A 25418-nucleotide genomic window follows, 5' to 3' on the forward strand; every position below is an offset into this window, starting at 1 on the left:
TTATTGTTAGCAATCCTGCGTGATTGCCGATGTTGAAAACAGCTGCATTTATTGGTGGATCAAATACACGATGTCATCGCCTCTCTCCGCTCAAGCAACGTCGCCACATTGGCCCGCGCATTTGTCGCATCATCTGACATTGCCGGAAACGAACCTGTACTACAACGCTGAAGTGTCAGCGGCACGGTATCCGGACAAGCCCTTCATCATCTTTTACGGCACACCGGTAACGTTCGCCCAGTTTAGAGACGAAACCTGCCGCATCGCTGGTTATCTTCAGCAGCGCTGCGGCGTGAAAGCCGGCGACCGCGTACTGTTGTACATGCAGAACAGCCCCCAATGGATCATTGCCTACTATGCGATCCTGAGGGCTAATGCGGTTGTCGTACCCGTGAACCCGATGAACCAGACAGAGGAGGTGCGCCACTTCGTCGAAGATAGTGGTGCTCACGCAGCGTTCGTCGCCCAGGATCTCTACGAGCGGATCGCGCCGCTGGTGGGTCCCGATGAAGCGGGGCTGAAGCACGTGCTGGTTGCGACCTACAGTGACTACCTGAAATGCGCGCCCGATACGTCACCACCCGATTTCGTCGCGGCGCCAGCGAACGTGGAAGGGTTGGGCGTCACGCGCTGGCAAGCAATGCTCGACGCGAGGCTTGAACCAGGGCCGCTCACGGCGGGTCCCGACGATCTCTGCGTGATGCCGTACACATCGGGTACGACAGGCAAGCCGAAGGGCTGCATGCACACGCATCGGAGCGTGATGAGCACGGCCGTCGGCGGTGTGCGCTGGTTCGGTACGGACCAGGAGTCGATTCAATTGTCCGTCTTGCCGCTTTTTCACGTGACCGGCATGACGGGGGGAATGAACGGATCGCTGTATGCCGGTGCAACTATCGTGGTCTTGCCGCGCTGGGATCGCGATGTGGCTGCGCGTGCCATCGAGCGTTATCAGATCAGCAGCTGGTCGGCTATATCCACGATGGTCGTCGATTTTGTGTCCAATCCGCGGCTCGGCGAGTACGACCTGTCCAGCCTGAAGTGGATACGAGGCGGGGGCGCGACAATGCCGGACGCGGTGGTCAAGAAGCTAAGGGATCTAACGGGACTCGAATATCTCGAAGGCTATGGCATGTCGGAGACGATGGCGGCCACCCATATCAATCCGCCGCAGCGGCCAAAGGCTCAATGTCTTGGAATCCCGGTATTCGACGTCGACTCACGCGTGATCGATCCGGATACCCTTCATGAAATGCCGGTTGGGCAAGTGGGTGAACTCGTGGTCCACGCACCGCAACTCATGCAAGGCTACTGGCAGAATCCGGACGCGACGCTCGAAACGTTCATCGAGATCGACGGCCGGCAGTTTCTGCGCACGGGCGACCTCGTGCATGTCGACGATGAAGGCTACTACTTCATGGCCGATCGTTTGAAGCGCATGATCAATGCGTCCGGCTACAAGGTGTGGCCGGCGGAAGTGGAAGCGCTGATGTATCGCCATGCGGCCATCAAGGAAGTCTGCGTGATCGGGGCGTACGACGCGAAGCGCGGCGAAACAGTCAAAGCCATCGTGGTGCTCGATCCGAGCCGTACGGTCGACGTGAGCGAGAAGGACATCGCCGACTGGGCGCACGAGAACATGGCCGCCTATAAAGCGCCGCGTATGGTGGAGTTCGTCGATTCACTGCCAAAGTCGGGCAGCGGCAAAATCCTGTGGCGTGCGCTGCAAGAGAGCGAGGCGCTAAAGCACCGCAAGCCGACCACCTGATTGGTTTAGACTGCTGCGTATGCCCGCCATTCCGGCCGCCCTTCATTGCCCTTCAGCAAAAGGATCTCGCCATGGAATATGTCGAAAGCTTGCGCGTCTTCCGGTCCGTGGTCGAATTGAAGAGCTTCACACGAGCAGCGGATATGCACGGACTGACCCGGCCGGCGGTGTCGCGAGCCATCGCTGGGTTGGAGGAGCGCATGGGCTGCCGGCTGCTGCACCGAACCACGCGGCAGATCTCGCTTACTGAAGCCGCGGAGCGCTTCTACGAAGGCTGCGTGCGCATCCTCGACGATCTGGAGGCGCTCGAGGCCGACGTGGCTAACCAGACACGCGAGGCGGGCGGCGTCTTGCGTCTGGTTGCCCACACGACGGCGACGGTCAACCGGCTGGTTCCGTTGATCGCCGGATTCAAGCGGTCCTACCCGAAAGTCACGCTCGACGTGACGCTGACGGAGCGGCCCGTTGACCTGGTCGCGGACGGCTACGACCTGGGCATCGTCGTTCCCTACATGGTGACGAGCGAGACAACCGTTGTCCGCTTGCTCGAGCGAATGCGCGTGGTGATTGTCGCGGCGCCGGAGTATCTGCAAAGAACATCCATACCGCGCCATCCGTCCGACCTCGCGAATCATCAGTTCGTGCTGATGTCGCCATCGATTGGCGGCGTCAGCATCGGCTTCAGGAATGGCGAGGAAGAGCTGAGCGTACCTCGTCGATTCGACATCTCCTCGAACAGCGCCGCCTTCAACCGTGAAATGGTGCTGCAGGGTTTCGGCATCGGTGTCGTGCCCGAAGCGCTTGTCGACACCGAACTGGCTTCGGGTGCGCTCGTGCGGCTCCTCACCGGTTTCGAGCTCATCGACGACAGCGTCGAAATCCGGCTCGCATACAGCAACCGGACCCTGCTGCCTGCCAAGGTGCGTGCGTTTATCGACTATGCGGCGGCCTTTTTCGGGTCGCTGGCGGCGTCGCGATAGGTCAGACAAAACGTACTGCCGTTCGCGCATAAAAAGGGGTTGTATCAGTGACCAGGCCGCATTTGGTACAGGAAACGATAACAAACTGATCGCTGAGACTGCATCGCTTCGCGGGCGCTGCTCCATTAATCTGTGCGTATGCACTCAGATGATCTTCACAGCGACGATTGTTTCGCTCTCCGCCAGGCCTCTCGACATATTTCGAAGCTTTACGAGCGGCATTTGTCCGAGGCCGGCATCACGTCCACGCAGTTCAGCATTCTCAGAACGCTGGGCCGCCGTTCCAGCCTGACGATGGCCGAACTGGCCAAAGCGATGGTGATGGACAGGACGACGCTGGTGCGGGCGCTTCAACCCTTGTTCCGGCGCGGTTTTGTAGCGGTTCCCGCGCAAGGGCAGGGTAATCGGCGCCTGCACGTCGAACTCACCAGCTCAGGGCTGACGAAGCTTGACGAGGCCGCCGCCCACTGGGCGGCTGCACAGGCCAGCTTCGAACGTAGCTTTGGGCCGCAACAGGCCGCTCATCTGCGCAGCGAATTGTTCCGCATGACGAGCGAAGTCTCCGATAGGTAACTGAAAAGCAACAAACTCGTGCGCTTTGGCGCATCGATAGATGAGCAACTGAACGCTATTGTGTGCATATGCACTTCTGCAATGCAAAACCAGATTAATCGGATGAAAGAAAGGAGATGGAAACCATGACGAATCGCTACCGACCCCAGCCGCGCCTGGGCGCATGGACGGCGTCGATTGCCGCGGCAGTGGCGGCGCTGAGCCTGGCCGGATGCGTGAACTACGCGGGCATCAAGAGCGACAAGCACATTGCGCCGCCAGCCAGCTACGAGACGCAGCAGAGCCTGCCCGCTGAGGGCGGCCAATGGCCGAGCCTGGACTGGGCCAACCAGTTCGGAGATCCCCAGTTGCGCAAGCTGATCGACGAGGCGCTGGCGGGCAATCCGACGATCGACCAGGCGCGCGCTCGCATCGAGAAGGCGTCTTCGACGGTCGGCACGGCGAACTCCGCGCTTTATCCCAAGGTGACGGGAAGCTATTCGTGGACACGCGAGCTCTACAGCGGCAACGGTTCCGTTCCCCCGCCGATCAACGGCACCTGGCAGAGCGAGAATAACTTGCTTACCAATGCTTCGTTCGACCTCGACCTGTGGGGCAAGAATCGTGAGCGGCTTCGTCAGTCCGTCTCGCAGGAGAAGGTTGCCGAAGCTGAAGCCGAAGAGGTGCGCATTACGCTGGCCGCGTCGGTGGCGAGCACCTACAACCAGCTTGCGCGGCTCTATGCGTTGCGCGATATCGAAGTTCGCGAGGTGAAGAATCGCGAGGACATCGGACACATCACGGAAGGGCGGGTTGGCGCGGGACTCGATACCAACGTGGAGCGCCAAACCGCAAATGGCGACACCGCGACGACCCGCTCCAGTGTGAGCGACCTCGACGGCCAGATCACGACCGTGCGCTACCAGTTGGCCGCCTTGCTTGGCCAGGGACCGGACCGCGGCCTCAAGATCGCGAATCCGACACTGGGCGAGGGAGCCAATGTCGCGCTTCCCGACAACCTGCCCGCGGATCTGATTTCGCGGCGCCCGGACATCGTCTCGGCGTACTGGCAAGTGGATGCCGCAACCCACGGCATCAAGGAAAAGAAGGCCGAGTTCTATCCGGACGTCAATCTTTCCGCAGCGGCGGGACTGGACGCGTTTGGCTGGGGGAAATTCCTGACGGCCGGCAGTGGACAGCTTCAGGCGGGCCCCGCGATTCATCTCCCGATCTTCGACGCCGGCGAACTGCGTTCGGAACTGAAGGGCCAATACGCGGACTTCGACTATGACGTCGCCACGTACAACCAGACGTTGATCAATGCCTTATCCGATGTTGCCACGCAGGTGACGGAGATCCACTCGGCCGACCGTCAACTGGTCGACGCGCAGCAGGCACTGGATGCACAGACGAAAGCCTGGCAACTGGCGCTCGTTCGCTACAAGGCGGGTTTGAACCAGCAACTTCAGGTGCTGAACGCGGACGACAACCGGCTCGCAGCCGAAACGGCCGTGGTGAACCTCGAGATGACCCGCCGCAGCATGCAGATCGGCCTGATCAAGGCACTCGGCGGTGGCTTCGACGCTTCGCAGGCCGGCCTTGCGGCGAATACGGAGACACCTATTCCTGCGCGGTCCGGCGGCGCAGAAACACATTGAACGAATAGATCGGCGGTCACGCGTCAGGGCTTGATCGCGCACCTCAACCTTTATTGGAGCTACAAATGAACGCACCTCAATCATCGTCGGAAAAAGAGTTGGACAAAGAGCCGGCAAAGAAGCCGGGCAAACGCAAACTCCTGCTCTCGCTGCTCGTCGCGTCGCTTGCGGTGGCGGGCGTTGCATACGGCGCTTACTACTTCGTCGATGCCCGCCATCACGTGGATACCGACGACGCGTACGTCAACGGCAACGTCGTGCAGATCACGCCGCAGGTGACAGGCACCGTCATCGGCGTCAATGCGGATAACACGCAGATCGTCAAGAAGGGCGATCCGGTCGTCCAGATCGATCCAGCGGACGCCAGGATCGCATTGCAACAGGCCGAGGCCGATCTAGGCCAGACCGTTCGCCGCGTGCATGGCCTGTATGCCGACGACGACCGATATCGCGCCGATATCGCTCAACGCGAGTCGGACCTTTCGAAGGCGCAGGACGATCTGAAGCGCCGGCTGTCCACCGGCATGACGGGGGCCGTGTCCGACGAGGAAATCTCCCATGCACGTGACGCGGTCAAGTCGGCGCAGGCTGCGCTCGACGCTGCCAAGCAGCAGTTCAGCGCCAATCGCGCGCTGACCGCCAACACGTCGGTCGAGAAGCATCCGGATGTGCTGGCCAGCGCCGCCCACGTTCGCGACGCCTACCTTGCATACTCGCGCACCACGTTGCCGGCCCCCGTAACCGGCTATATCGCGCAGCGCTCGGTGCAGGTCGGGCAGCGCGTGTCGCCCGGCGCATCGCTGATGTCCGTGGTCCCGCTCGAACAGGTCTGGGTCGATGCGAACTTCAAGGAGTGGCAGCTTCGTCACATCCGGGTTGGACAACCTGTTGAACTGACGGCCGATGTCTACGGTTCCACCGTCGTCTATCACGGCAAGGTAGTGGGCTTTACGCCGGGCACCGGGTCGGCACTCGCACTGTTGCCGGCGCAGAACGCGACGGGCAACTGGATCAAGGTGGTGCAGCGGCTGCCGGTGCGTATCGAGATTCCGCCTGCGGAACTGGAGAAGCATCCGCTGCGCGTGGGGCTGTCGATGAACGTGGATGTCAACGTCAAGGACCCTGCCGGCGCGCAACTCGGCACCGATCCGACCTCGACCTACAAGACGGACGTATTCGCCAAGTACGGCGACGAGGCCGATGCCGCCATCGCACGGATCATCGCCGAGAACGAATGATCTCCGCTCCCTGGAACGCGGCATGTGAAGGACGCCGCGCCTTTCTTGCCAGACAAAGGATAGCCGTCTCACCATGAACCCGAACCATCCCAATCACCCGCCGTTGACAGGGGCCACGCTCGCGCTCGGCTCCCTGAGCGTTGGCCTCGCGGGCTTTATGACCGTGCTCGACTCGTCGATCGCCAACGTCGCCATTCCTACCATTTCCGGCAACCTCGGCGTCTCCGTCGACGAAGGCACATGGGTCATCACCGTCTTTGCCGCCGCGAATGCCATCGCGATTCCGTTGACCGGCTGGCTGACGCAGCGGCTGGGACAGGTCAAGCTGTTCGTCGGATCGATCCTGTTGTTCGTGTTCGCGTCCTGGCTGTGCGGCATCGCGCCGACCTTGCCGATCCTTCTGCTGGCGCGCGCGCTGCAGGGCGCGGTCGCCGGACCGCTTATCCCGATGTCGCAGGCACTGCTGCTCAGTTCGTGGCCAAAGGCGAAATCCACTTTGGCGCTCGCGCTGTTCTCCATGATCGTGGTGACCGGACCGATCGTCGGGCCGTCGCTAGGCGGCTGGGTGACGGACAGCTATAGCTGGTCGTGGATCTTCTACATCAACATTCCGGTTGGGCTCTTCTCCGCCGCGATGGTTTGGCTTCTCTACCGCAAGCGCGATACACCGACCAAAAAGTTGCCAATCGACATTGTCGGGCTGGTATTGCTGATCATCTGGGTCGCTGCGCTCCAGGTGATGTTGGACAAGGGCAAGGATCTCGACTGGTTCTCATCGACCACGATCGTCGTGCTGACTCTCGTTGCTGCGATCGGACTTGTTGCATTCATCATCTGGGAGCTGACAGACAAGAATCCAATTGTCGACCTGACACTGTTCAAGCAGCGCAATTTTCTCGGCGGCACGATTTCGATTGCCGTTGCGTATGCGATCTTCTTTGGAACGCTGGTGCTGCTGCCGCAATGGATGCAGGAGTACCTGGGATACCGGGCTGTCGACGCGGGACTCGCTACGGCGCCGCTGGGCATCTTCGCGGTGATCGGCGCGCCTATCATGGGCAAGATCCTGCCGCGTACCGATGCGCGCATTATCGGCACGTTCGCTTTCATCGGATTCGCGATCGTCTACTTCATGCGGACGTACTTCTATACCGACATCAGCGAAGGATTCATCATCCTGCCGACTCTGCTGCAAGGTATTCCGATGGCGCTGTTCTTCGCTCCGCTCACCGTGATCATCCTGTCGGGGCAGCCGCCTGAAAAGGTGCCCGCCGCTGCGGGCCTGTCCACCTTCGGCCGCGTGTTCTTCGGCGGTATCGGTACGTCGCTCGCGAACGTCGTGTGGAATAACCGAACGATCCTGCACCATGAGATCCTGACGCAACAGTCGAGCCCGACCAACCCGCTCTTCAACGCGCAACTGAATTCGTACCACTCATTGCTGGGTCTGGGACAAGGCGCTTCGTATGCGCTGTTCGATCAAACGGTGCAGGCACAGGCCGCCATGCTGGGGCTGAACGACGTGTTTTACGGAGCCGCGATCATCATGATCATCATTATTCCGCTCATCTGGATCACCAAACCAGGCAAGGCCGGTGGCGCAAGCGATGCCGCTGCGGCCGCGCACTGAAGTGAAGTCCTTGTTGTGTATTAACCCAATTCGAACTCTAAGGAGCTCAAAGTGAAGATTTCTGAAACTCAACGACAGATCGTTCGTGTGACGATCAATGCAGACGTAGCGTTCGACGGCTTTGTAAAAAGCTTCCAGCAACGGCTTGGACAATTCGATCAGGCGGCCGTTGCCGCCTTGATCGGGCAGCCGCGCGAAGCAGCGGCCGCGCTCAAGGGCATGGAAGGAGATCAGGGATTGATGATCTTCTTTACGCTCGACCAAGGCCGTGCGCTCAACATGATCGGCAAAAGCCAGAAGGCTATCCGGTTCATCCTGGGAAACCCGCTGGTGGCGATACAGATGACCCAACACGACGTACGTGCCGGCCAGTATGTTCCTTTAACGGTCATTGCTTATGAGGACGGGGAGAATCGTCTTCATATCGAGTATGACCAGCCGTCGTCGATTCTCGGCGTTTGCGAGAATGCAGCAGTTGACGAAATAGCACGCGACCTCGATAGAAAGCTTCTCCTGGTGGTGGAGCACGCGATCGAGGATGCGTCGTAGATTACCCGATCGTTACCCGTTCAACATCCTTTGTTGCGCGACGTCGTCGATCAGATCCGGGCGGTCCAACTGCTCGACCCACCAGCGCAGTGCCCTGCCGGTCTCATCGTCGCGCCACGCAAGATAGAAGTGCGTGACGTCCCGCATGCCGATGACCTCTTTCTTCACCAGCTCGCCGCGCAGCAGCGGCTCGACCGCGAGACATTCCGGAATCGTGCCCACGCCCAGACCCTTGATCTGGGCAGCGAGCTTGGCTTCGAGCGTGGGTACCGTCAGGTAATCCTGATTGGCGGAGAGCGCGATGGTGCGCGGCGCAAGCTTGCGGGACGTATCGCCGATGGCGACCGCGCGATGACTCGCGACGACGTCCATCGTGAGCGGCTCCTTCGCGGAAGCGAGTGGGTGATGCGGCGCCACTACGAACACATGCCGTAGCGAGCCGATCGGCTTGGCCATCAGATTGGGAATCGCCGGCGGGTCTCCCGCGGCGCCGACGATCAGATCCGCGCGGCGTGTCAGCAGCGCGTCCCACGACCCGCCCAGTACTTCCGTCGACAGATGGAGCCGTGTGTTCAGTTTCAGCTGATAAAACGTCTCGACATGCTCCCAGAGCAATTCGAATGGCACGATTTCGTCGATTGCAATGCGCAGCTCGGATTCCCAGCCATGCTGGATCCGCTTCGCTTTGCATTCGAGGTCCTCGGCCGCCGCGAGCAAACGGCGTCCTTCCTCGACGACCACGCGGCCCGCGTGCGTGAGGGTCGCGCGGCGACCGGTGCGGTCGAACAGCGTCACGCCAAGGTCGAGCTCGAGTTTCTGAACAAGATAGGTTAGCGACGACGGGACCTTGTGCAGCGTTTCCGCCGCACTGGCAAAGGTGCCGGTTCGGTCGATCGCATCGAGGACCTGCAGCACTTCAAAGGATAGGTTCATGGAGAACGGCCGGATTGAATGAGGGAGAACGCTTCATGCTCGCCTCATCGATTAGCGGAACGCCCGAGTAGGATGACGCACAATATGAATCAGCGCAATACACCGTCTTCAGATCAGAATTATTCAGCTTTTTTCAGGAGTGCCCGGGCTGCGCAATCGTTGACTGGGACGTCCGCGTGACAACGTGAGGCCCCGTGCCGTCGTGTTCATGAACTGTTCGAAGCCAGTGAGGCCTGTTCAGGCGATGCCGCCCAGCTTCAATGCGTCGACGGCCATATGGGCACCTAGAGCCGCCAGAACGGCGGCCATCGTCCAGCGTTGAGCAAGCAGAAGTCCCGGCCGCCCGGCAAGGAAGCTCGCCATGTTGCTGGAGCAAACGGCCACAAAGGCATTCACCGACGCAAACGCGACGATCAGCGACGAGCCGAGCACGAGCGATTGCCGGAGAACATTGCCGTCCTGGTAGTCGATGAACTGCGGCAGCAACGACAAAAAGATCATTGCGAGCTTTGGATTCAGCAGACTGGTCGTCGCGCCCATCGCAAAGAGCCGGCCCGGTTGCTCGCGAGGCAGATCGCGAACTTCCAGGGGCGAGCGGCCACCAGGCTTCACAGCCTGCCAAGCCAGATAGAACAGGTACGCCGCGCCCACTGTGCCCAATACGGCGCCTGCATACGGCACGCTCAGGAAGAACGCTGTGATGCCGAACGCCGCCCCGAACATATAGAAGAGATATCCGAGCATCACGCCCGCGAGCGAGATCAAACCGGCCGTGCGTCCTTGCGCGATCGAGCGGGACATCACATAGACCATGTTCGGGCCGGGCGTCACGGCAAGCAGTCCGCCGGCCGCCAGGAATCCATAAATCGATGCAGTGCCGTGCATGGTCGTGTGCCCCTTGGGTAGTAATCCGGTCGCAGTATCCGTTTGCTGCATACGCTAGTAAAGCTGGTTAAACTGAATCTATTGCTCAGATTTTCTGAATAAAGTGAAAAAGCTCGATCTCGATGTGCTGGAAATGGTGGTGGCGGTTGCCGATACCGGATCGTTCGTTCGGGGTGCGGAGTTCGTGCACCGATCACCGTCGGCCGTGAGCATGCAGATCAAGGCGCTCGAAGAAGCGCTGGGGAAGCCGCTCTTCGAGCGCAGCACCCGCAATGTCACGATTACCACGGAGGGCAAGACGCTTCTCGACTATGGCCGGCGCATGCTGGCAATGCGGGAAGAGGCATGGGCTTCGGTCGTCCGCCCGGAGATGAAGGGCCGTGTCACGATCGGCGTGCCCGACGACTATGCTTCGTCGTTGCTGCCACCGGTTCTGGGAAAGTTCGCGATTGCTCATCCGCGTGTCGAACTCCGGGTGGTCGGTCTGCCAAGCAATGCGCTCGCTCCATTGCTCAAGGACAACACGCTCGACCTTGCCTGCATCACCCGGACCAAGGGCATCGCGGGCGAATTCATACGATTCGAGCCGATGGTATGGGCCGGATCGCCGACAAGAAGCGTGTGGAAAGAGCGTCCGCTGCCGATTGCCGTGTTCGAGCATGGCAGTACGGCTCGCGCCCATGCCATCAGCGCGCTGCAGCGCGCCAACATCAAGTATCGGATGTCCTATGAAAGCCCGAGTCTGCTGGGCCTGCTCAGCATGGTTGAAGCGGGGCTCGCGATAGCGCCCCTCGCGCGATGCAGCGTGCCGGCGCACCTCGCCCAGCTATCGCAGAACGAAGGGTTGCCGCCTCTCGACGAACTCGAAGTCATCCTTGCGCGCAGCGCCCGGTCCGGGCGGCCGCTCTGTGATTTTCTCGCTGAACAGATTCTGGCCGAATTGAGGGCCTGAGGCGATTGCCCATAGTCGCGAATGTGGGTGCGCGTGCCCGCCCGCGTTACGGGAAACCCCATGATTGTTACGGCGTTTGACATGCCGGGTGTGACGCAGAGCGTGCGCGATCGTTGAATGTTACGAGCGCATGGCGTCGAAATCGCGCGTAAGCAAGCGCGTTGCTTATTACCAACTGACCAGTGATCACGGTGTGACTTAATGGCGACTCCTGATGTCGACCCGGTATGGGACATCAGGAGAACTAGGTGTTTGGTCACATACGTGGAGAATTTACGATGAAGAAACTGGTTAGGAAAGCGCTCGCATCGCTGGCGCTGCTCGGCGGGTTCAGTGCCGCCGCGCATGCACAGAACAGCATCACGTTGTACGGCATCATCGACGAGTCGATTCAATACACCAAAAACGCCACGCTCACCGGTGAAAATCAGGTCGGCCTCTACTCCGGCAATCTGTCGGGCAGCCGCTGGGGCCTGAAGGGCTCGGAGGACCTGGGTGGCGGATTGAAGGCGATCTTCCAGCTCGAAGATGGTTTCAATGTCAACAACGGCAAGATGGGCACCTATAACGGCACTTCTTCGCTGTTCGGACGCCAGGCCTATGTCGGCCTTCAGAGCGAGCGGTACGGCACAGTCACGTTGGGGCGTCAGTACGATCCGCTGGTGGACATGGTTCAGGGGCTCACGGACGACGCCAGCTTCGGCAGCACGTTTGCCACCGCAGGCGACGTCGATAATTACGACAACAGCTCGCGCACCAATAACGCGGTCAAGTACGTATCGCCGAGCTACGCAGGCCTGCAGGTCGAGACGATGTACGCGTTCGGCGGCGTAGCGGGGCAGACCGGCTCGGGGCAAACCTGGTCGGCGGCCGCCGCTTACAACAACGGTCCGCTATCGATCGCGGCAGGCTACTTTGTCGCCGACAACGCCAGCACCACGGCGGCCGTGCGGACCGGCTGGTCGTCCACGTCGGACGGCACGTTCGACGGTCCGGTCAACTCGGGCTACGACACGGCGAAGTCGATCAATATCGCTCGCGTAGCGGCGAGTTATACGACGGGTCCTTACACGTTCGGACTCTCATATAGCAATGCCGCGTACAAGGCCGACGCGCAATCCGCCTTCCTGTCGACGCAGACGTTCAACACGGGGCAGGGATTCTTCAACTACCAGGCGAATCCGGCGCTGCTGCTCGGACTGGGATACAGCTACACGCATGCGAGCGGCAACACCAATGCCTCGTATAACCAGGTTTCATTGGGTGCCGACTACAGCCTCTCCAAACGGACCGATGTCTATCTGGTCGGCGCGTGGCAGCACGCCAGCGGCTCTCAGTTGAACGCCGACGGGACCGTGTCCGGCGCTGAGGCGTCCATTGGTTCTTATGGTGTCGCGGGCACGAGCAGCCAGGACATCGTCAGTCTCGGTATCAGGCACAAGTTCTAAGTGTGCCGCCGGCCACTGCGTGCAGGCATTGGCCGGCACCATTCAAAGCCGATTCGATTTGACCCCTGCAAATGAAGGGCTGATCGGGAGGCGCCGTCATGTCGAAACGAGCCTTACCTGTTTAACAGGCCGAAATATTGGTGAAATTTGCGGGCGCCCTGCGTGACGTACTCTGAAAACACATTGCGGGCCGGCATGGTGCTTTAAAGCCGGCGGTTTTCAAGTTCGATCGCTAAAGGGTTGCTCATGTATCACGCGATGCAAATGGACATCACCTGCGAATCCGGGATACCCGTCGCCCGGTTCACCATCGCCGGTCAGTCGTCGCTACTCGGTGTAGCGGATATTGAAGCGATGATCGCGGAGCTCGCCAGAATCCGCGCGGCGATGCAGCCGGTTCGTCCGCTGAACCCGCCCGCGGGTGAATATCCGATGGAGGTCGATCCATGCTGGCGCGTGGACCGTCCGCCTCAGTTCAATGGCGCCGTGTTGTCACTGCGTCACATCGGAATTGGCTGGACCGCTTTTGCGCTGCCGCCTCCGAGCATGACGAGCCTGGTCGAGGCGCTTTCCTCGTGCCCCGTTGATCCGCTGCCTGGCGAGCAGACGCTGCTCAACTAGACCAGAGCAATGGCTGGCCACGTGTGGATGTCCATTCTCGTGGTGCAAGACTGGTTGTTTGCATTGCGAATCATATGGATGAGTCAAACCGATGGATCGACGAATCTCATCCGTCGATCCAAAGCGCTGCTTCATCTGTTTCAGGAAAAGTAGACGATGCGAAATTGTTCCCCAAACGCCGTTCCGGCATGGCGCGACCCAATCTGGCCGGTGATCAGCAATGGATCGACCGAGTGGCATTCGCTGCCAGTCGAATCTGGTTGCTCGGTCGGCTCATTGCCGCGATCCGTGCCGCAATTAGATGGCGATCCCACGCCGGCATGCGTGACGTCCCGCTGCTGCCTGCGTGGCTGTTATGCCGTGGCGTTCTCGGCTGACCCTCACACCGGGAACGGCTATTCGTCGATTCATCAGACCGCGGCGTTGCATATCGGCTCTGTTTCGAGAATGCCGGCGCTCGCTTTTCGTGAGAGAGCCGGGCGGCCTTCGGCATCGTTTGACCAGAGGGTTCAGTGGAATCGAGCATGTGGCCGTTGAAATTTCGCTGGTTCGCCAGACTCGGACCCGTAGCGTCGGTGCCGCTAATGGTCAATGTACCCATTGTTGCGGTTGCGCAGACAGTAACCGGGTTGACGATTCGTGATATCCGCGTAGAAGGCCTCCAGCACATCGAACCCGGTACGGTGTTCGCCTACCTGCCGCTCAAGGCCGGCGACACGTTTAGCGACAACAAGGCGTCGGACGCGATCCGCGCGCTGTATGCCACAGGTTTTTTCAACGACGTGCAGATATCGGTCGAAGGCAACGTGGTGGTTGTCCGCCTGAACGAACGGCCGGCAGTCAGCATGATCGACTTTGCGGGTATCCACGAGTTCGACAAGGACAACCTCAAGAAGGCGATGAGCGCGGTTGGCCTGTCTATCGGACGTTACTACGACAAGGCGCTGATCAGCAAGGCTGAACAGGAACTGAAACGGCAATACCTGACTCGCGGCTACTACGCGGCTGAAGTCACTACGACCGTGACGCCACTCGATCACAGCCGCGTCGGCGTGCTGTTTTCAGTCGTGGAGGGGCCAAACGCCAAAATACGCCAGGTCAATTTCATCGGCAATCACGTATTTAGCGAAAGCACCTTGCGTGACGAGATGCAGTTGTCCACGCCGGACTGGTTCTCGTGGTACACCAAGGACGATATCTACTCTAAGGAGGGGCTGACAGGCGACCTCGAGAACGTGCGCAGTTTCTATCTGGATCGCGGTTATCTGGAGTTCACGATCGAGTCCACCCAGGTATCGCTTTCGCCGGACCGCAAGGATATGTACCTGACGGTGACTGTGACCGAGGGTCAGCCGTACACGATCACGGAGGCGAGTCTCACGGGCAATCTGCTCGGCCGTCAAGCCGGGTTGGACCGGCTGGTCGGCGTGCACGCGGGCGAGCGCTTTTCCACGGCGAAGCTCAAGGCGACGACTCAGGCGCTGGTCGACAAGCTCGGTGAATACGGCTACGCATTCGCCACGGTCAACGCGGTGCCGGAGATCGACCAGCTGCATCACACAGTCAAGCTGGCACTTCGGATCGACCCGGGCCGCCGCGTATACGTCAGGCGCATCAACGTGGAAGGCAACACCCGGACGCGTGACGAGGTGGTGCGCCGCGAGATGCGCCAGCTCGAAAGCGCATGGTTCGACTCGAGCCGGCTTGCACTATCGAAGGACCGTATTAACCGCCTCGGCTATTTCACCGACGTCGAAGTGACGACCGTACCGGTGGCGGGCACGACCGACCAGGTGGATATCGACGTCAAGATCACGGAGAAGCCGACCGGCACGATCTCGCTTGGGCTTGGCTACGGGTCCGGCGAAGGGCCGATCATTTCGGCTGCTATCTCGCAGGACAATGTATTCGGAACGGGCAATACGCTCGCGCTGAACGTGAATACTTCAACGACGGGGCGGACGTTGAGCGTGACGCAGGTCGACCCCTATTTCACGATCGACGGTATCAAACGCATTACCGACGTTTACTACCGGACCACGGAGCCGCTCTACTATTCGAGCACGACCAGTACGAGCTTTCGTGTCATCTCGTATGGTGCCGACCTGAAGTTCGGCATCCCGTTCTCCGAGGCGGACACCGTGTACTTCGGCCTCGGCATCGAGCAGGACCGTCTCGACATCGACGCGACGACGCCGCAGAGCTATATCGACTACGTGAACGAGTTCGGCCGCGTGTCGAACGTCGTACCGCTGACGGTCGGCTGGTCGCGCGACGCGCGGGACAGCGCACTGGTGCCGAGCCGCGGCTACTTCACGCAGGCGAACGCCGAGTACGGGACGCCTATTGGCGGCGTCCAGTACTACAAGGCTGACCTTCAGGCTCAGTACTACTACTCGTTTTCGCGCGGCTTCGTACTGGGTTTGAATTTTCAAAGCGGGTACGGCAATGGCATCGGCGGTGCGTATCCGATCTTCAAGAACTACTACGCGGGTGGCATCGGCTCAGTGCGCGGTTACGAGCCGGGCTCGCTCGGACCGCGTGACGCGACGACGGGCGATCCGATCGGCGGTTCGAAGATGGTGGTCGGCAACATCGAGCTGACCATGCCGCTGCCGGGTACGGGCTATGACCGCACGCTGCGCGTGTTCGCGTTCGTCGACGGCGGCAACGTGTGGGGCACGGAAGGTAATAGCGTGGGTGAAAATGGCTTGCGATACAGCTACGGAACAGGGCTCGAATGGATTTCTCCGATTGGCCCGCTCAAGCTCGACTTCGCCTTGCCGATCGTCAAGCACGCCGGCGACCAGTATCAGAAGTTCCAGTTCCAGATAGGGACGTCGTTCTGAGCAAGACACCCCGATTCTGCCGGGTCAAGGCGTGGGTGATCACGTTGTCGATCGAACTGATGCTCACGCTGCCGCTGGGCGGGCGCGGCGATGCCCACGCGCAGGAAACAGGCGCAGCCGTGCAGACAGACCTGCCCGGCGACGCCTGGGCGCTGCAGTTCGCCCCTCGGCTTGACGAACATCCGCTCGTGGATGGACAGACGCCGTTCACATTCGCGCTAGGCATGGCGGCAACGGCCACAACGAATCAGGACCTCGCGTTAAGGGGCGCGGCCGAACTGCGCCGGGCACGGTCCGTCGTGAAAGCCGACGCCATCCACTACGACGCCGATACCGATATGGCCGACGCCTACGGGCACGTCCATTTGACCAACGACGGCAATACCTTCATCGGACCCGAGGCGCATTACCAGCTCGATAGCGGCGAAGGCACCATGACGTTGCCGGCGTATCACTTCAACCTGACGAATGGATCGGGCAGCGGGGTACGCGCCGATCTGCTCGGCGACCAGCGTGAAACGATCTACGACGGGACTTACACGACCTGCTCATGCACGGGGTCGCCGGCGTGGTACCTGAGAGCGTCACGACTGGATCTGGACAGTGACTCCAACGAAGGCGTCGCGCATAACGGCGTGCTGGTATTCGCGGGAATGCCGCTGTTCGCGTCGCCGTGGATTTCGTTTCCTTTAAACGGAGACCGGCGTACCGGCGTGCTGCCGCCGACGTTCTCCATCAGTTCCACGAATGGCTATGACATTGCCGTCCCAATCTATTTCAACCTGGCGCCCAACTATGATCTGACGCTTACGCCGCGCCTGCTTTCCAAACGGGGTGCGATGCTCACGACAGAATTCCGCTATCTGAGCCCGAGCTATTCAGGCACGCTGTCCGCGGCGGTGTTGCCAGATGATGCGACCACCCACACCAACCGCTATTCGATTTCGTTCCAGCACCGCGAGAATCTCGGCGACGGTCTCGCCGCCTATGCAATCTACAATCAGGTCTCGGACGCGTCGGTCACGACGGATCTCGCTGAAAGCAATGCTCTGGTGACGGGGTCGCAGACACTGTTTCAACAGGAGGTCGGTGTGACCTACAACCACGGGCCTTGGTCGATTCTGACGCGGGTCCAGAACTGGCAGTCGTTCACCACCGCGCCACCGTACAATCGCGCGCCGGAACTCGACGTGAAGTACGCCCGCTACAACGTGGGCGGCTTGGACTTCGGCGCCGAGGCGAACGCTACCCGATTCACGATTCCTACCGCGGATTCGACCGAAGGAGATCGCGTCACATTCGACGGCTATGTCGATTATCCGATCGTCCGGCCAGGGTGGTTCGTCATGCCCAAGCTGCAATGGCACGCCGCGTCCTACGATCTGACATCGATCGGCAGCGATGCGCCCGCGGGCCAGCCGCGTACGTTTAACTACAACGTCCCCACGCTGAGCTTCGATACAGGGGCGGTGTTCGAACGCAGTGTCGAGCTGTTCGGCACGAGTCTGACTCAGACGCTCGAGCCCAGGCTCTACTACGTCTACACGCCGTACCGTAACCAGACCTACGCACCGATCTTCGACACAGCGCCGGAAGATTTTGGGCTGGCGGAGATTTTCACGAGTAACCGCTTCGTCGGTGGCGACCGTGTGAGCGACATGGACCGCCTGACCGCCGGTGTGACGTCGCGCTTTATCGACGCTTCCAGCGGCGCCGAACTGGCACGCCTGGTCCTTGCTCAGGAATACTACTTTCGATCGCCCGAGGTGACGATGGCAGGCGATATACCGCCCTCGGTTGGACCATCCGATCTGATTGCGGGGGCGACTTTGCACATTGGCCGCGATGTGCAGATCGACCAGGCCGTCGAATACAACCAGTCGAGCGAGGTACTGACGCAGGCTACTTCGGGTTTCAGCTGGAAGCCCGCCGAAGGCAAGGTATTCAACGCGGCCTACCTGTACGCGCGGGCCGATGCAACGCTCGACGACGAGGCGGTGAACCAGATCATGCTGTCCGTGCAATGGCCGCTGACACGCCGGCTATCAGGCGTCGGTCTGATCGACTACGACGTGGTCAATCACCGCATCGTCACAGGGCTAGCGGGATTCCAGTACTCAGCGGATTGCTGGGCGCTCAGTCTTGCGCTCGAGAAGTACACCAACTACAGCACCACCACCACACCCACCACGGGAACCCGTGTACTGATGCAGCTTCAGTTGAACGGCGTGAGCCGGATCGACAACGGACTGCTCCAGCAGTTTCGTGCGAATGTGCCCGGCTATGCTACGCCCACGTTGCCGGCTTCGCCGTCGCGCTTCGAGGACTATCCGTGACAAGCGGCCGAAGCCGGGCGTTCACGCTTCTCCACGGCTGCGGGGCGTGGTCCGTGCATCCTTCCTGATCTTTGTTTTCGGCGAGCCGTTATCGGGCTCTTCGAGTTCCGGAAGCACCAGCTCTTCCATCATCGCCAGTGTGCGCAGGCAAAATTCGTTGCCAGTGGCGCGCTCTTCGTCGGAAAACTGCGCCATTGCCGGGGCGATCGACGATTCCTCCGCGAGCTTCACGATGGCCTTGTCGACAAGTTCGAGCCCTTTCTTCGTCAGGTGCACGATGAACCCGCCGCCGTGGCTCGGGTCGGCCTGCCGTTCCACCAGGCCGAGACTGGCCAGGCGGTCGATCTTCTTGGTGATTGCGCCCGAGGTCACGAGCAGTGCGCGGTACAGGTCGGTGGGGCGCTTCGCATACGGATGGCCGCTACGGCGCAGCGCGAGCAGCACGCGCATGTCGGAGCCGCTGATCCCTCCAAGACGCTGGCACATTTTGTCGAAATCCTGTTCGATCAGCGTGCCCAGACGCATGAAGTAGACCGCGAGCAGGAAGTTCGACAGATCGAGATCGCTACGTTCGCGTTGCCACTGCAAGGAGATGAACTCGATGAGGCTGCTGCCGGGACGATTCGGCTTGTTGGCGGATTCCCCCACAGCCACGGGTGCCTTCTTGCTGGCTCGGGGACGCGCTGGTTGCTTGGTGGCGGCAGTGCTCATCTTGTTGACTTCCTTGCGGTTCATGCGATCTCGGCCGATGGTAGCGGGTGGGTGTGCCGCCGCTATGTAGCGGGCGGGCCGCCAACTATTGTACGTAATTCCCCGACGCGGACGCACCGGGCGGCGCCGGCGCGAACCGTTTCAGGGTATCGGCGAGTCGAACGATCGCGATGGCACCGCGCGTGGCGCGGGTGCTTGCCTGGCCCGGCTCAGGCTGCCCGCACGGCGGCGCTCAGCATATCGGCCACCTGCCGCTGCGCCAGTTCGGCTGCGCCCACTTCACCCCGCATGCCATAAAACGTGTGCAGCATGCCCGAGTAGCGCACGCTGGTCGCCGGGACGCCCGCTTCAGCGAGCTTTTGCGCGTAGGCTTCGCCGTCTTCGCACAGCACGTCGCATTCGGCGGTAATCACGAGGGCCGGCGGAAGGCGCGAATGATCGTGCGCGAGGTACGGCGAAAGCTTCCACGTGGTCGGCGGCACGCCGTGGTCGAGCGCATACGTGCGAAACGCGTACGCGACGTCGTCCGTGCGCTGCATGAAGCCTTCCGCGTAAGCCGACATCGAAGCGCGTTGCTGCCGGGCGTCAGTGGCAGGATAGACGAGCGCCTGCGCGAGGATGTGCGGCGCCTCCTGCTCGCGCGCGAGCAAGCACACGACGGCGGCGAGATTGCCGCCGGCCGACTCGCCGAATACCGTCAGGCGCGAGGACGGAAGCCCATGCTCATGACCGTGCCCGGCAGCCCAGCACGTGACCGCCCACACGTCTTCCAGCGCCGCGGGGAACGGATGCTCCGGGGCGAGCCGGTAGTCGACGCTGATCACGGCCAGCCCCGAATCGTTAGCCAGATGCCGGCACACCGCGTCGAAGCTGTCGAGATTGCCCATCAGCCAGCCGCCGCCGTGAACGGCAATCGTCACGCCTGCAGCGCGTGCGGGATGATAGACGCGTACCGGGATGTCGCCGCCAGGGCCTGGAATGGCGAGATCGAACACCTTGTCGACATGCGGGCCGGGCGCGCGGGCGGCCGTGCGCGCGGCGATGCCGGCGCGCGCTTCGGCCGGGCTCACCTGCGCCATGCTGGGCCGGGCCGCGGCCGCCGCGGCAAGCGCGCGTAGCGACGGGTGGATTGCACTTTGAGAGGAAGAAGACATCGCGAATCTCAAGGAGTCGGGGTTGCCGAGGGAGCGAACGTGATACGCGGAATCGCGGCCAGCACGCTGAGGCCTCCGTCGACGGTGACGATTTCGCCGGCCATGTGCGCGCTCAGGTCGGAAGCGAGGAACAGCAGGTGGCCCGCGATTTCCGCCGCGGTGGCGGCCCGTCCAAGCGGGATCGCGCTGCCGACTCGCGTCCAAGTGTCTTCGTCCAGACGCTGATTCAGCCGCGGCGTGCGGACAAAGCCCGGCGACACCGCGTTGATGCGCACGTTGTACGGCGCGTACTCGGCGCCCGCGGCGCGCACGAGGTGATGCAGCGCCGCCTTCGACGCCGCATAGGCGACCTCGTTCGGTATCGCACGATCACCGGCGAGCGAGCCGACGAACGCGAAGGTGCCGCCGCCATCGGCCTTCATCATCTCGCCGCCGATCTGGATCGCGAGGAATGCATGGCGCACGACGATGTCGAATTGCTGGTCCCACGACGCATCGTCGACGGCTGCCAGCGGTTTGATGCCCGCCACGCCGATAATGTCGACCACCCCGTGGATGCGCCCGAAGTGCTTGCGCGCCGTCTCGAACACGCGCTGCATGTCGTCGCGCGACGTGGCGTCCGCCACGCAGGGAATGCCGTCCACGGCAGCGGCGATGTTGTGGGCGAGCTGCTCGTCGCAGTCGACGCAAAGCACGCGCGCGCCGGCTTGTGCAAGCGCATGGACCGTTTGCTCGCCGATGCCCTGACCGGCGCCGAGCACCACGAAACCGCGGCCGTCGAGCCGCAGCAGGGAAAGGTAGTCCGGGGTGTTGCTGGGCGTTTGATTGATCGTCATGAGTCGTCTCCTTAGGCTTCGATGGTCTGGCGATGCGTCGGCAGCAGATCCTGCCAGGCCGCTCCTTCCTCGAGTTCCCGGTCGCACGCGCTCACGCCGCGCAGATCGAGACCGAGCGCCGGAGGCTGCTGGTTTTCCATGACGCGTTTGATCGCGTCCAGCAACACGCGGCGTACACGCACTACAGCCTGGTCCGCGGGCACCAGATGTTCGCGCGAACGGTCGTAGAGGGGGCCCTGGGACAAGCCGATGGTTGCGTCCTCCACCTCGACGCCGCGCAGTCCGGTCCAGCTCTCCTTCATCAGCTCGCGGTCCTGGCCGAACGAATTCGCCCAGCTAGCCGTGAACGTGCAGTTCTTGCGGTCATAGTACTTGGGGTCGTTCAGCCCCAGCAGTTCGATGATCTTCTCTTCGGTCACCGGTGCGTCGCCGTGCACGACGATATAGGTGCTCGTGTGCGTATCGTCTACGGGCACTTCGAGAACCGTGAACTGGAACGCCGGGGCCGGGATGATGCGGCCGTACGGCACGATGAACGGGACAACGCGAGCGTTGCGGACTTTCGGATCGGTCGTCTTGCGCAGCGCGACATAGTGGAAGCCGAATGCCGTCTCCTCGATTTTCAGCGCCGGTTCCAGGTCGTTGGAGGCCAGCGCGGCGGGATTGACCACGTCGGGGTTGGGCGTGAACTCGTTCTCTTTCCAGCCGGGGCGCGCCATGTTGGTGTGCAGCACGCCGACGTGCGAGCTATCTTCACCGCCTTCAACCAGTTGCAGATAGTTGCACGAGACGTTGATGCGCAGCACGACACGGTGGCTCGGCTCCGCGTCCATGAACGCGTAACGCGAGAACGCCGGCAGCAGTTCCTTCGGCCCGACATACGCCCATACGATGCCGCCGGCCTCGCGTGTGGGAAACGACGGCGCTTTCATCCGCGCGGCGTACTTGGGGTCCGCATGGTTCGGTGTTTCCATCACGTCGCCCGACGCGCTGAACTTCCAGCCGTGATAGAGGCAGCGAATACCGCCTTCCTCGACGCGGCCCAGCGCGAGCGATGCGCCGCGGTGCATGCACAGTTCCTCAAGGAAACCGACGTTGCCATCGGTATCGCGGAACGCGACATAGTTTTCGCCGAGCAGGGTCACGCGCAACGGCGCGCAGTCGGGATGCGGCAATTGCGCGGACGTGCACACCGGATGCCAGAAGCGTCGCATCAACGCGCCGCCAGGCGTACCCGGGCCGACGCGGCAAATCATTTCGTTATCTTTTTGGGTCAACATATCGGAACTCCTGTCCTGTCTAAAGCGGGGTGATTAGTTGCGCGGGGTACGGGCGCCGGCGGACGAAACGACGCGATGGTGTGGAACCAGCTTGCGCCAGTCGTCGTTCAGGCCAATCTCGCCGGATGTGCCGATTGCTGCGCCCGAATCCGCTTGCAGCGCGGCGATGTCCTGCTGATCGCGTTCGGCGCGCGCATAAGCGAGCAGCGTGCGATGCAGGCGGCTGATCGCGAGGTCCGCGCTCGACAGCAGTTCCTGCGAGCGGTCGCGGATCGGGCCACTCGAAATGCTGCATGCGGCGTCTTCCTGCGTGATGCTGTCGAATCCGGTGAAGTGGCCGTCGCGTTGCAGGCCGCGATCCTGACGGTAGCCGTTGGCGAACGACATGGCTGACGGCGAATCGCACGTGTCGAGCGTCATGCCGTATTTGCGCAGCGTCAGTTCGTCGAGGCCAACGAACTTGAGTTGCGCGCTGCGCAGCGGCTCTTCGCCGACTGGCTTCGCGGCATCCCACCACACGTGGAAGAAGTAGCAGCGCTCGTCGTCGATCGGAACCGCGGCGAGCCACACGTCGCCGTTCGCATTGGCGATGAAGCACGGCGCGATGAACGACGTGACGCGAGCCATGCGGCTCTCGCCGGTCTGGCGGATCGCCACGTAATGAAAGCCGAAGTCCGTCTCGTCCGCCTCGATCGTCGGCGCGGCGTCGAACTGCATGTGCGTGATCTTGCCCGCGTAGTCCAGATCGGAGCTGTTGGTCTGGGCTAGCGCGGAGCTGTGCAGCACGGTCAGATGCGACGAGTCGACGAGCCCTTCGATCACCTGCACGAAGTTGCAGTTGACGATCGCGCACACGTTGATGCGATTGGACTCCGACAGATCCATGAACGGCCGGTGCGGGAACGGCGGCTCCTTGCCCTGCGGACCCAGATAGGCCCAGATCAGCCCGCCCGCCTCGCGCACCGGGTAGGTGCGCCCCTTGATGCGGTCCTTGAATTTCGGGTCGGCGACGTTCGGCGTTTCGAGCACCGTGCCGTCCACCGCGAATTTCCAGCCGTGGTAGATGCAGCGCAGACCGTCGCCATCCGCGCGAGCCAGCTGCATCGACGAGCCGCGATGCAGGCAGCCTTCGTCGTAGAGTCCGGGGCGGCCCTGCCTGTCGCGCCAGACCACGAACCGCTGCCCGAGCAGCTTGATGGTTTTCGGATCGCCGTCCGGTTGCGGCATATCCGACGACTGGATCACGGGCAGCCAGAAGCGGCGCATCGCATTACCCATCGCGGTGCCCGCACCGGTACGGCACATCAGTTCATTGTCCTGCGTGGTCAGCATATGAGTCTCCTGGTGAATGGCGGGCTCAGAGGTCGAGCACCAGACGCGACGACTTCGCACGCGAGCAGCACGGCATGAAGCAATCGTTGCGGGTCCGCTCGTCGTCGGTCAGGTAAAGGTCGCGATGGTCGGGCACGCCTGCCAGCACCTTGGTCATGCAGGTGCCGCAGACCCCTTGCTCGCACGACAGCGGCACGTCGAAGCCCGCATCCAGAAGCGCATGGGCGACGCTTTGATCGGCCGCCACCTTGATGACCTCGCCGCTGCTGCGAATTTCGATTTCGAAAGGACTGTCGTCGTCCGACGGCTCGACCGGCGCGCCCGCGAAATATTCGCGGTGCAGATGCGCTTCGTCCCAGCCGAGTTCGCGCGCGGTTTGCAGGATGTGATCCATGAAGCCCGTCGGCCCGCAGACGTACAGATGCTTGTCGGCAGACGGCGCGCCGATTGCGGCTCGCGCATCCAGTTGCTGCTCGGCTGGGCCGTCGTCGGCATGCACCTGCACCTGCGCGCCGTCTCCCTGCGACAACTCCTGCGCGCGCTCGAACAGCGCCATGCGCGACAGGGACCGGCCGCAGTAGTGCATCTCGAACGGACGGTTCTCGCGCGCCAGCTGCTGGGCCATGCAGATGATCGGCGTGATGCCGATGCCGCCCGCGAACAGGATCGACCGCTCAGGACCGTCGTGCAGCGCGAAGTGATTGCGCGGCACGCTGATCGTGAGGGTATCGCCCGCATTCACGCCGTCGTGCAACGCAACGGATCCGCCACGGGACTGCGGGTCGCGCAGCACACCGATGCGGTAGCACGAGCGTTCCGTCGGAAGGTCGTACAGCGAGTATTGGCGGATCAGCCCGCCGGGCAGATGCACGTCGATATGCGCGCCGGCTTCGAAGCCGGGCAAAGGCGTATCCGACAAGGGCCTGAATTCATAGCCGACGATATCGTCGGCCAGCCACGTTCTGACGGAGACGCTGACCTGCAGCGTGGCGGTAAGGGAGGGCGTTGACATATCCATGGTGACATCCAGATAAAAGGGGGGCGTGTCAGGCGGCGTGGTGCAGACGGCGCCGGATGACGACCGGCGCCGCACCTAGTTGCCGCTGAATGAGCCAGCGCGCGAGGCCCTGGTCCATGACGCGAACGTGTTCGGGAAACCAGTCAACCAGCGCGCGGGCAAACGAGCGAACCACCTGGGGCCGGCCTTCGGTCAGCGCGCTGCGCACTTCGTCGAGCGACTTGAGCACGGCCGCGTGCTCGTCGATATGGCAGCCGGCCGAACCATAGCCGGTGTTGCGCATGTCGTCGTCCTCCTCGCCGAAGTGGCGGCGTGCGTGCTCCGCAAAGGCTTCGAGCGCGGCCGCGAGGTTGTCGTCCGCCGTCGTGAGCAACGTATCGACGCATTCGACAAACTCGCGATGCGTGTCGTCCATCGACAGATGCCCGAGGGCATAGTCGTCGTCCCAGACGAAGCTTTGTTCCGATGTATTCATTTCCGGCGCGGTCCGATCAGTGAAGCATGATGAATTAATGTCTTCCTAGGAAGATATATAACGAAGTCATCGGTGTCGAGGTAGGGAAAACTCTGATCAGATAAACGTGTGAAGAATAGACCTTCATAGTGTTTATCGCCTTGATAGCCTTGAATTAGCTCGCGTTGGCACGTGGAAAATGAGTTGGGCTCAGGGAAACTCCGAGGTTTGAAA

General features: G+C 61.7%; 21 protein-coding genes and 1 pseudogene. 13 read left to right on the forward strand and 9 right to left on the reverse strand.

What is annotated here, in order from left to right; genetic code table 11:
• The first annotated feature begins 70 nt into the window (after positions 1 to 70).
• From A6V37_RS17690 to A6V37_RS17720, 7 genes are all read left to right on the forward strand, one after another.
• Positions 71 to 1768: a long-chain fatty acid--CoA ligase gene (locus tag A6V37_RS17690; protein WP_064270667.1), complete on the forward strand. Its 1698-nt coding sequence runs from the start codon at positions 71 to 73 to the stop codon at positions 1766 to 1768.
• A gap of 71 nt (positions 1769 to 1839) precedes the next feature.
• The gene (locus A6V37_RS17695; protein ID WP_064286164.1) at positions 1840 to 2748 is read left to right on the forward strand and encodes a LysR family transcriptional regulator; all 909 of its coding nucleotides are present in this window, start codon (positions 1840 to 1842) and stop codon (positions 2746 to 2748) included.
• A gap of 222 nt (positions 2749 to 2970) precedes the next feature.
• Positions 2971 to 3321 carry a MarR family winged helix-turn-helix transcriptional regulator gene (locus tag A6V37_RS17700; RefSeq protein ID WP_423213158.1) on the forward strand — a complete coding sequence of 117 codons (351 nt, stop codon included), beginning with the start codon at positions 2971 to 2973 and terminating at the stop codon, positions 3319 to 3321.
• A 116-nt stretch (positions 3322 to 3437) separates the two neighbouring features.
• Entirely contained in the window at positions 3438 to 4958 is a 1521-nt protein-coding gene (locus tag A6V37_RS17705) for an efflux transporter outer membrane subunit (RefSeq protein ID WP_100249432.1), read from the forward strand.
• A 65-nt stretch (positions 4959 to 5023) separates the two neighbouring features.
• Positions 5024 to 6196, forward strand: coding sequence for an HlyD/EmrA/EmrK family protein (locus tag A6V37_RS17710; protein ID WP_064270526.1), 1173 nt, complete (start codon positions 5024 to 5026; stop codon positions 6194 to 6196).
• Between the two features lie 73 nt (positions 6197 to 6269).
• On the forward strand, positions 6270 to 7826 hold the full coding sequence (locus tag A6V37_RS17715; protein ID WP_064270527.1) for a DHA2 family efflux MFS transporter permease subunit: 1557 nt from the start codon (positions 6270 to 6272) through the stop codon (positions 7824 to 7826).
• Between the two features lie 51 nt (positions 7827 to 7877).
• Positions 7878 to 8375, forward strand: coding sequence for a DUF302 domain-containing protein (locus tag A6V37_RS17720; RefSeq protein ID WP_064270528.1), 498 nt, complete (start codon positions 7878 to 7880; stop codon positions 8373 to 8375).
• Between the two features lie 12 nt (positions 8376 to 8387).
• Here the strand turns inward: A6V37_RS17720 and A6V37_RS17725 are convergent, their stop codons facing one another.
• Complete coding sequence (locus A6V37_RS17725) at positions 8388 to 9308, reverse strand: LysR family transcriptional regulator (protein WP_064270529.1); 921 nt, start codon at positions 9306 to 9308, stop codon at positions 8388 to 8390.
• A 237-nt stretch (positions 9309 to 9545) separates the two neighbouring features.
• Complete coding sequence (locus tag A6V37_RS17730) at positions 9546 to 10193, reverse strand: LysE family translocator (RefSeq protein ID WP_064270530.1); 648 nt, start codon at positions 10191 to 10193, stop codon at positions 9546 to 9548.
• 103 nt (positions 10194 to 10296) lie between these two features.
• Here A6V37_RS17730 and A6V37_RS17735 point away from each other — a divergent pair, with 103 nt between their 5' ends.
• The 6 genes and pseudogenes from A6V37_RS17735 (at position 10297) to A6V37_RS17755 (ending at position 18399) form a co-directional block, all read left to right on the forward strand.
• Positions 10297 to 11145, forward strand: a complete 849-nt coding sequence (locus A6V37_RS17735; RefSeq protein ID WP_064270531.1) for a LysR substrate-binding domain-containing protein — start codon at positions 10297 to 10299, stop codon at positions 11143 to 11145.
• Positions 11146 to 11423: 278 nt separating this feature from the next.
• Positions 11424 to 12593, forward strand: a complete 1170-nt coding sequence (locus A6V37_RS17740) for a porin (protein WP_064270532.1) — start codon at positions 11424 to 11426, stop codon at positions 12591 to 12593.
• Between the two features lie 246 nt (positions 12594 to 12839).
• The gene (locus tag A6V37_RS17745; protein WP_064270533.1) at positions 12840 to 13214 is read left to right on the forward strand and encodes a hypothetical protein; all 375 of its coding nucleotides are present in this window, start codon (positions 12840 to 12842) and stop codon (positions 13212 to 13214) included.
• 74 nt (positions 13215 to 13288) lie between these two features.
• Complete coding sequence (locus A6V37_RS40775) at positions 13289 to 13591, forward strand: hypothetical protein (protein WP_131799923.1); 303 nt, start codon at positions 13289 to 13291, stop codon at positions 13589 to 13591.
• 264 nt (positions 13592 to 13855) lie between these two features.
• A pseudogene (bamA, locus tag A6V37_RS17750) lies at positions 13856 to 16063 on the forward strand (outer membrane protein assembly factor BamA); the annotation flags it as partial.
• Between the two features lie 35 nt (positions 16064 to 16098).
• Complete coding sequence (locus A6V37_RS17755; protein WP_242665909.1) at positions 16099 to 18399, forward strand: LPS-assembly protein LptD; 2301 nt, start codon at positions 16099 to 16101, stop codon at positions 18397 to 18399.
• A 21-nt stretch (positions 18400 to 18420) separates the two neighbouring features.
• Here the strand turns inward: A6V37_RS17755 and A6V37_RS17760 are convergent, their stop codons facing one another.
• From A6V37_RS17760 to A6V37_RS17790, 7 genes are all read right to left on the reverse strand, one after another.
• A complete protein-coding gene (locus A6V37_RS17760) occupies positions 18421 to 19134 on the reverse strand; it encodes a MarR family winged helix-turn-helix transcriptional regulator (RefSeq protein ID WP_242665910.1) in 714 nt (237 codons plus the stop codon).
• Between the two features lie 185 nt (positions 19135 to 19319).
• Entirely contained in the window at positions 19320 to 20264 is a 945-nt protein-coding gene (locus tag A6V37_RS17765; RefSeq protein ID WP_244174042.1) for an alpha/beta hydrolase, read from the reverse strand.
• 8 nt (positions 20265 to 20272) lie between these two features.
• Positions 20273 to 21100, reverse strand: coding sequence for an SDR family NAD(P)-dependent oxidoreductase (locus A6V37_RS17770; protein WP_064270535.1), 828 nt, complete (start codon positions 21098 to 21100; stop codon positions 20273 to 20275).
• Between the two features lie 11 nt (positions 21101 to 21111).
• Entirely contained in the window at positions 21112 to 22380 is a 1269-nt protein-coding gene (locus A6V37_RS17775; RefSeq protein ID WP_064270536.1) for a Rieske 2Fe-2S domain-containing protein, read from the reverse strand.
• Positions 22381 to 22413: 33 nt separating this feature from the next.
• Entirely contained in the window at positions 22414 to 23712 is a 1299-nt protein-coding gene (locus tag A6V37_RS17780) for a Rieske 2Fe-2S domain-containing protein (RefSeq protein ID WP_064270537.1), read from the reverse strand.
• Between the two features lie 25 nt (positions 23713 to 23737).
• Positions 23738 to 24724, reverse strand: a complete 987-nt coding sequence (locus tag A6V37_RS17785; protein ID WP_423213159.1) for a PDR/VanB family oxidoreductase — start codon at positions 24722 to 24724, stop codon at positions 23738 to 23740.
• A 34-nt stretch (positions 24725 to 24758) separates the two neighbouring features.
• Positions 24759 to 25205 (reverse strand): bacteriohemerythrin, encoded by a 447-nt coding sequence (locus A6V37_RS17790; protein WP_064270539.1) that lies wholly within the window; start codon positions 25203 to 25205, stop codon positions 24759 to 24761.
• Positions 25206 to 25418 lie beyond the last annotated feature (213 nt).

The sequence above is a fragment of the Paraburkholderia ginsengiterrae genome (assembly GCF_001645125.1).
Lineage (GTDB): Bacteria > Pseudomonadota > Gammaproteobacteria > Burkholderiales > Burkholderiaceae > Paraburkholderia > Paraburkholderia ginsengiterrae.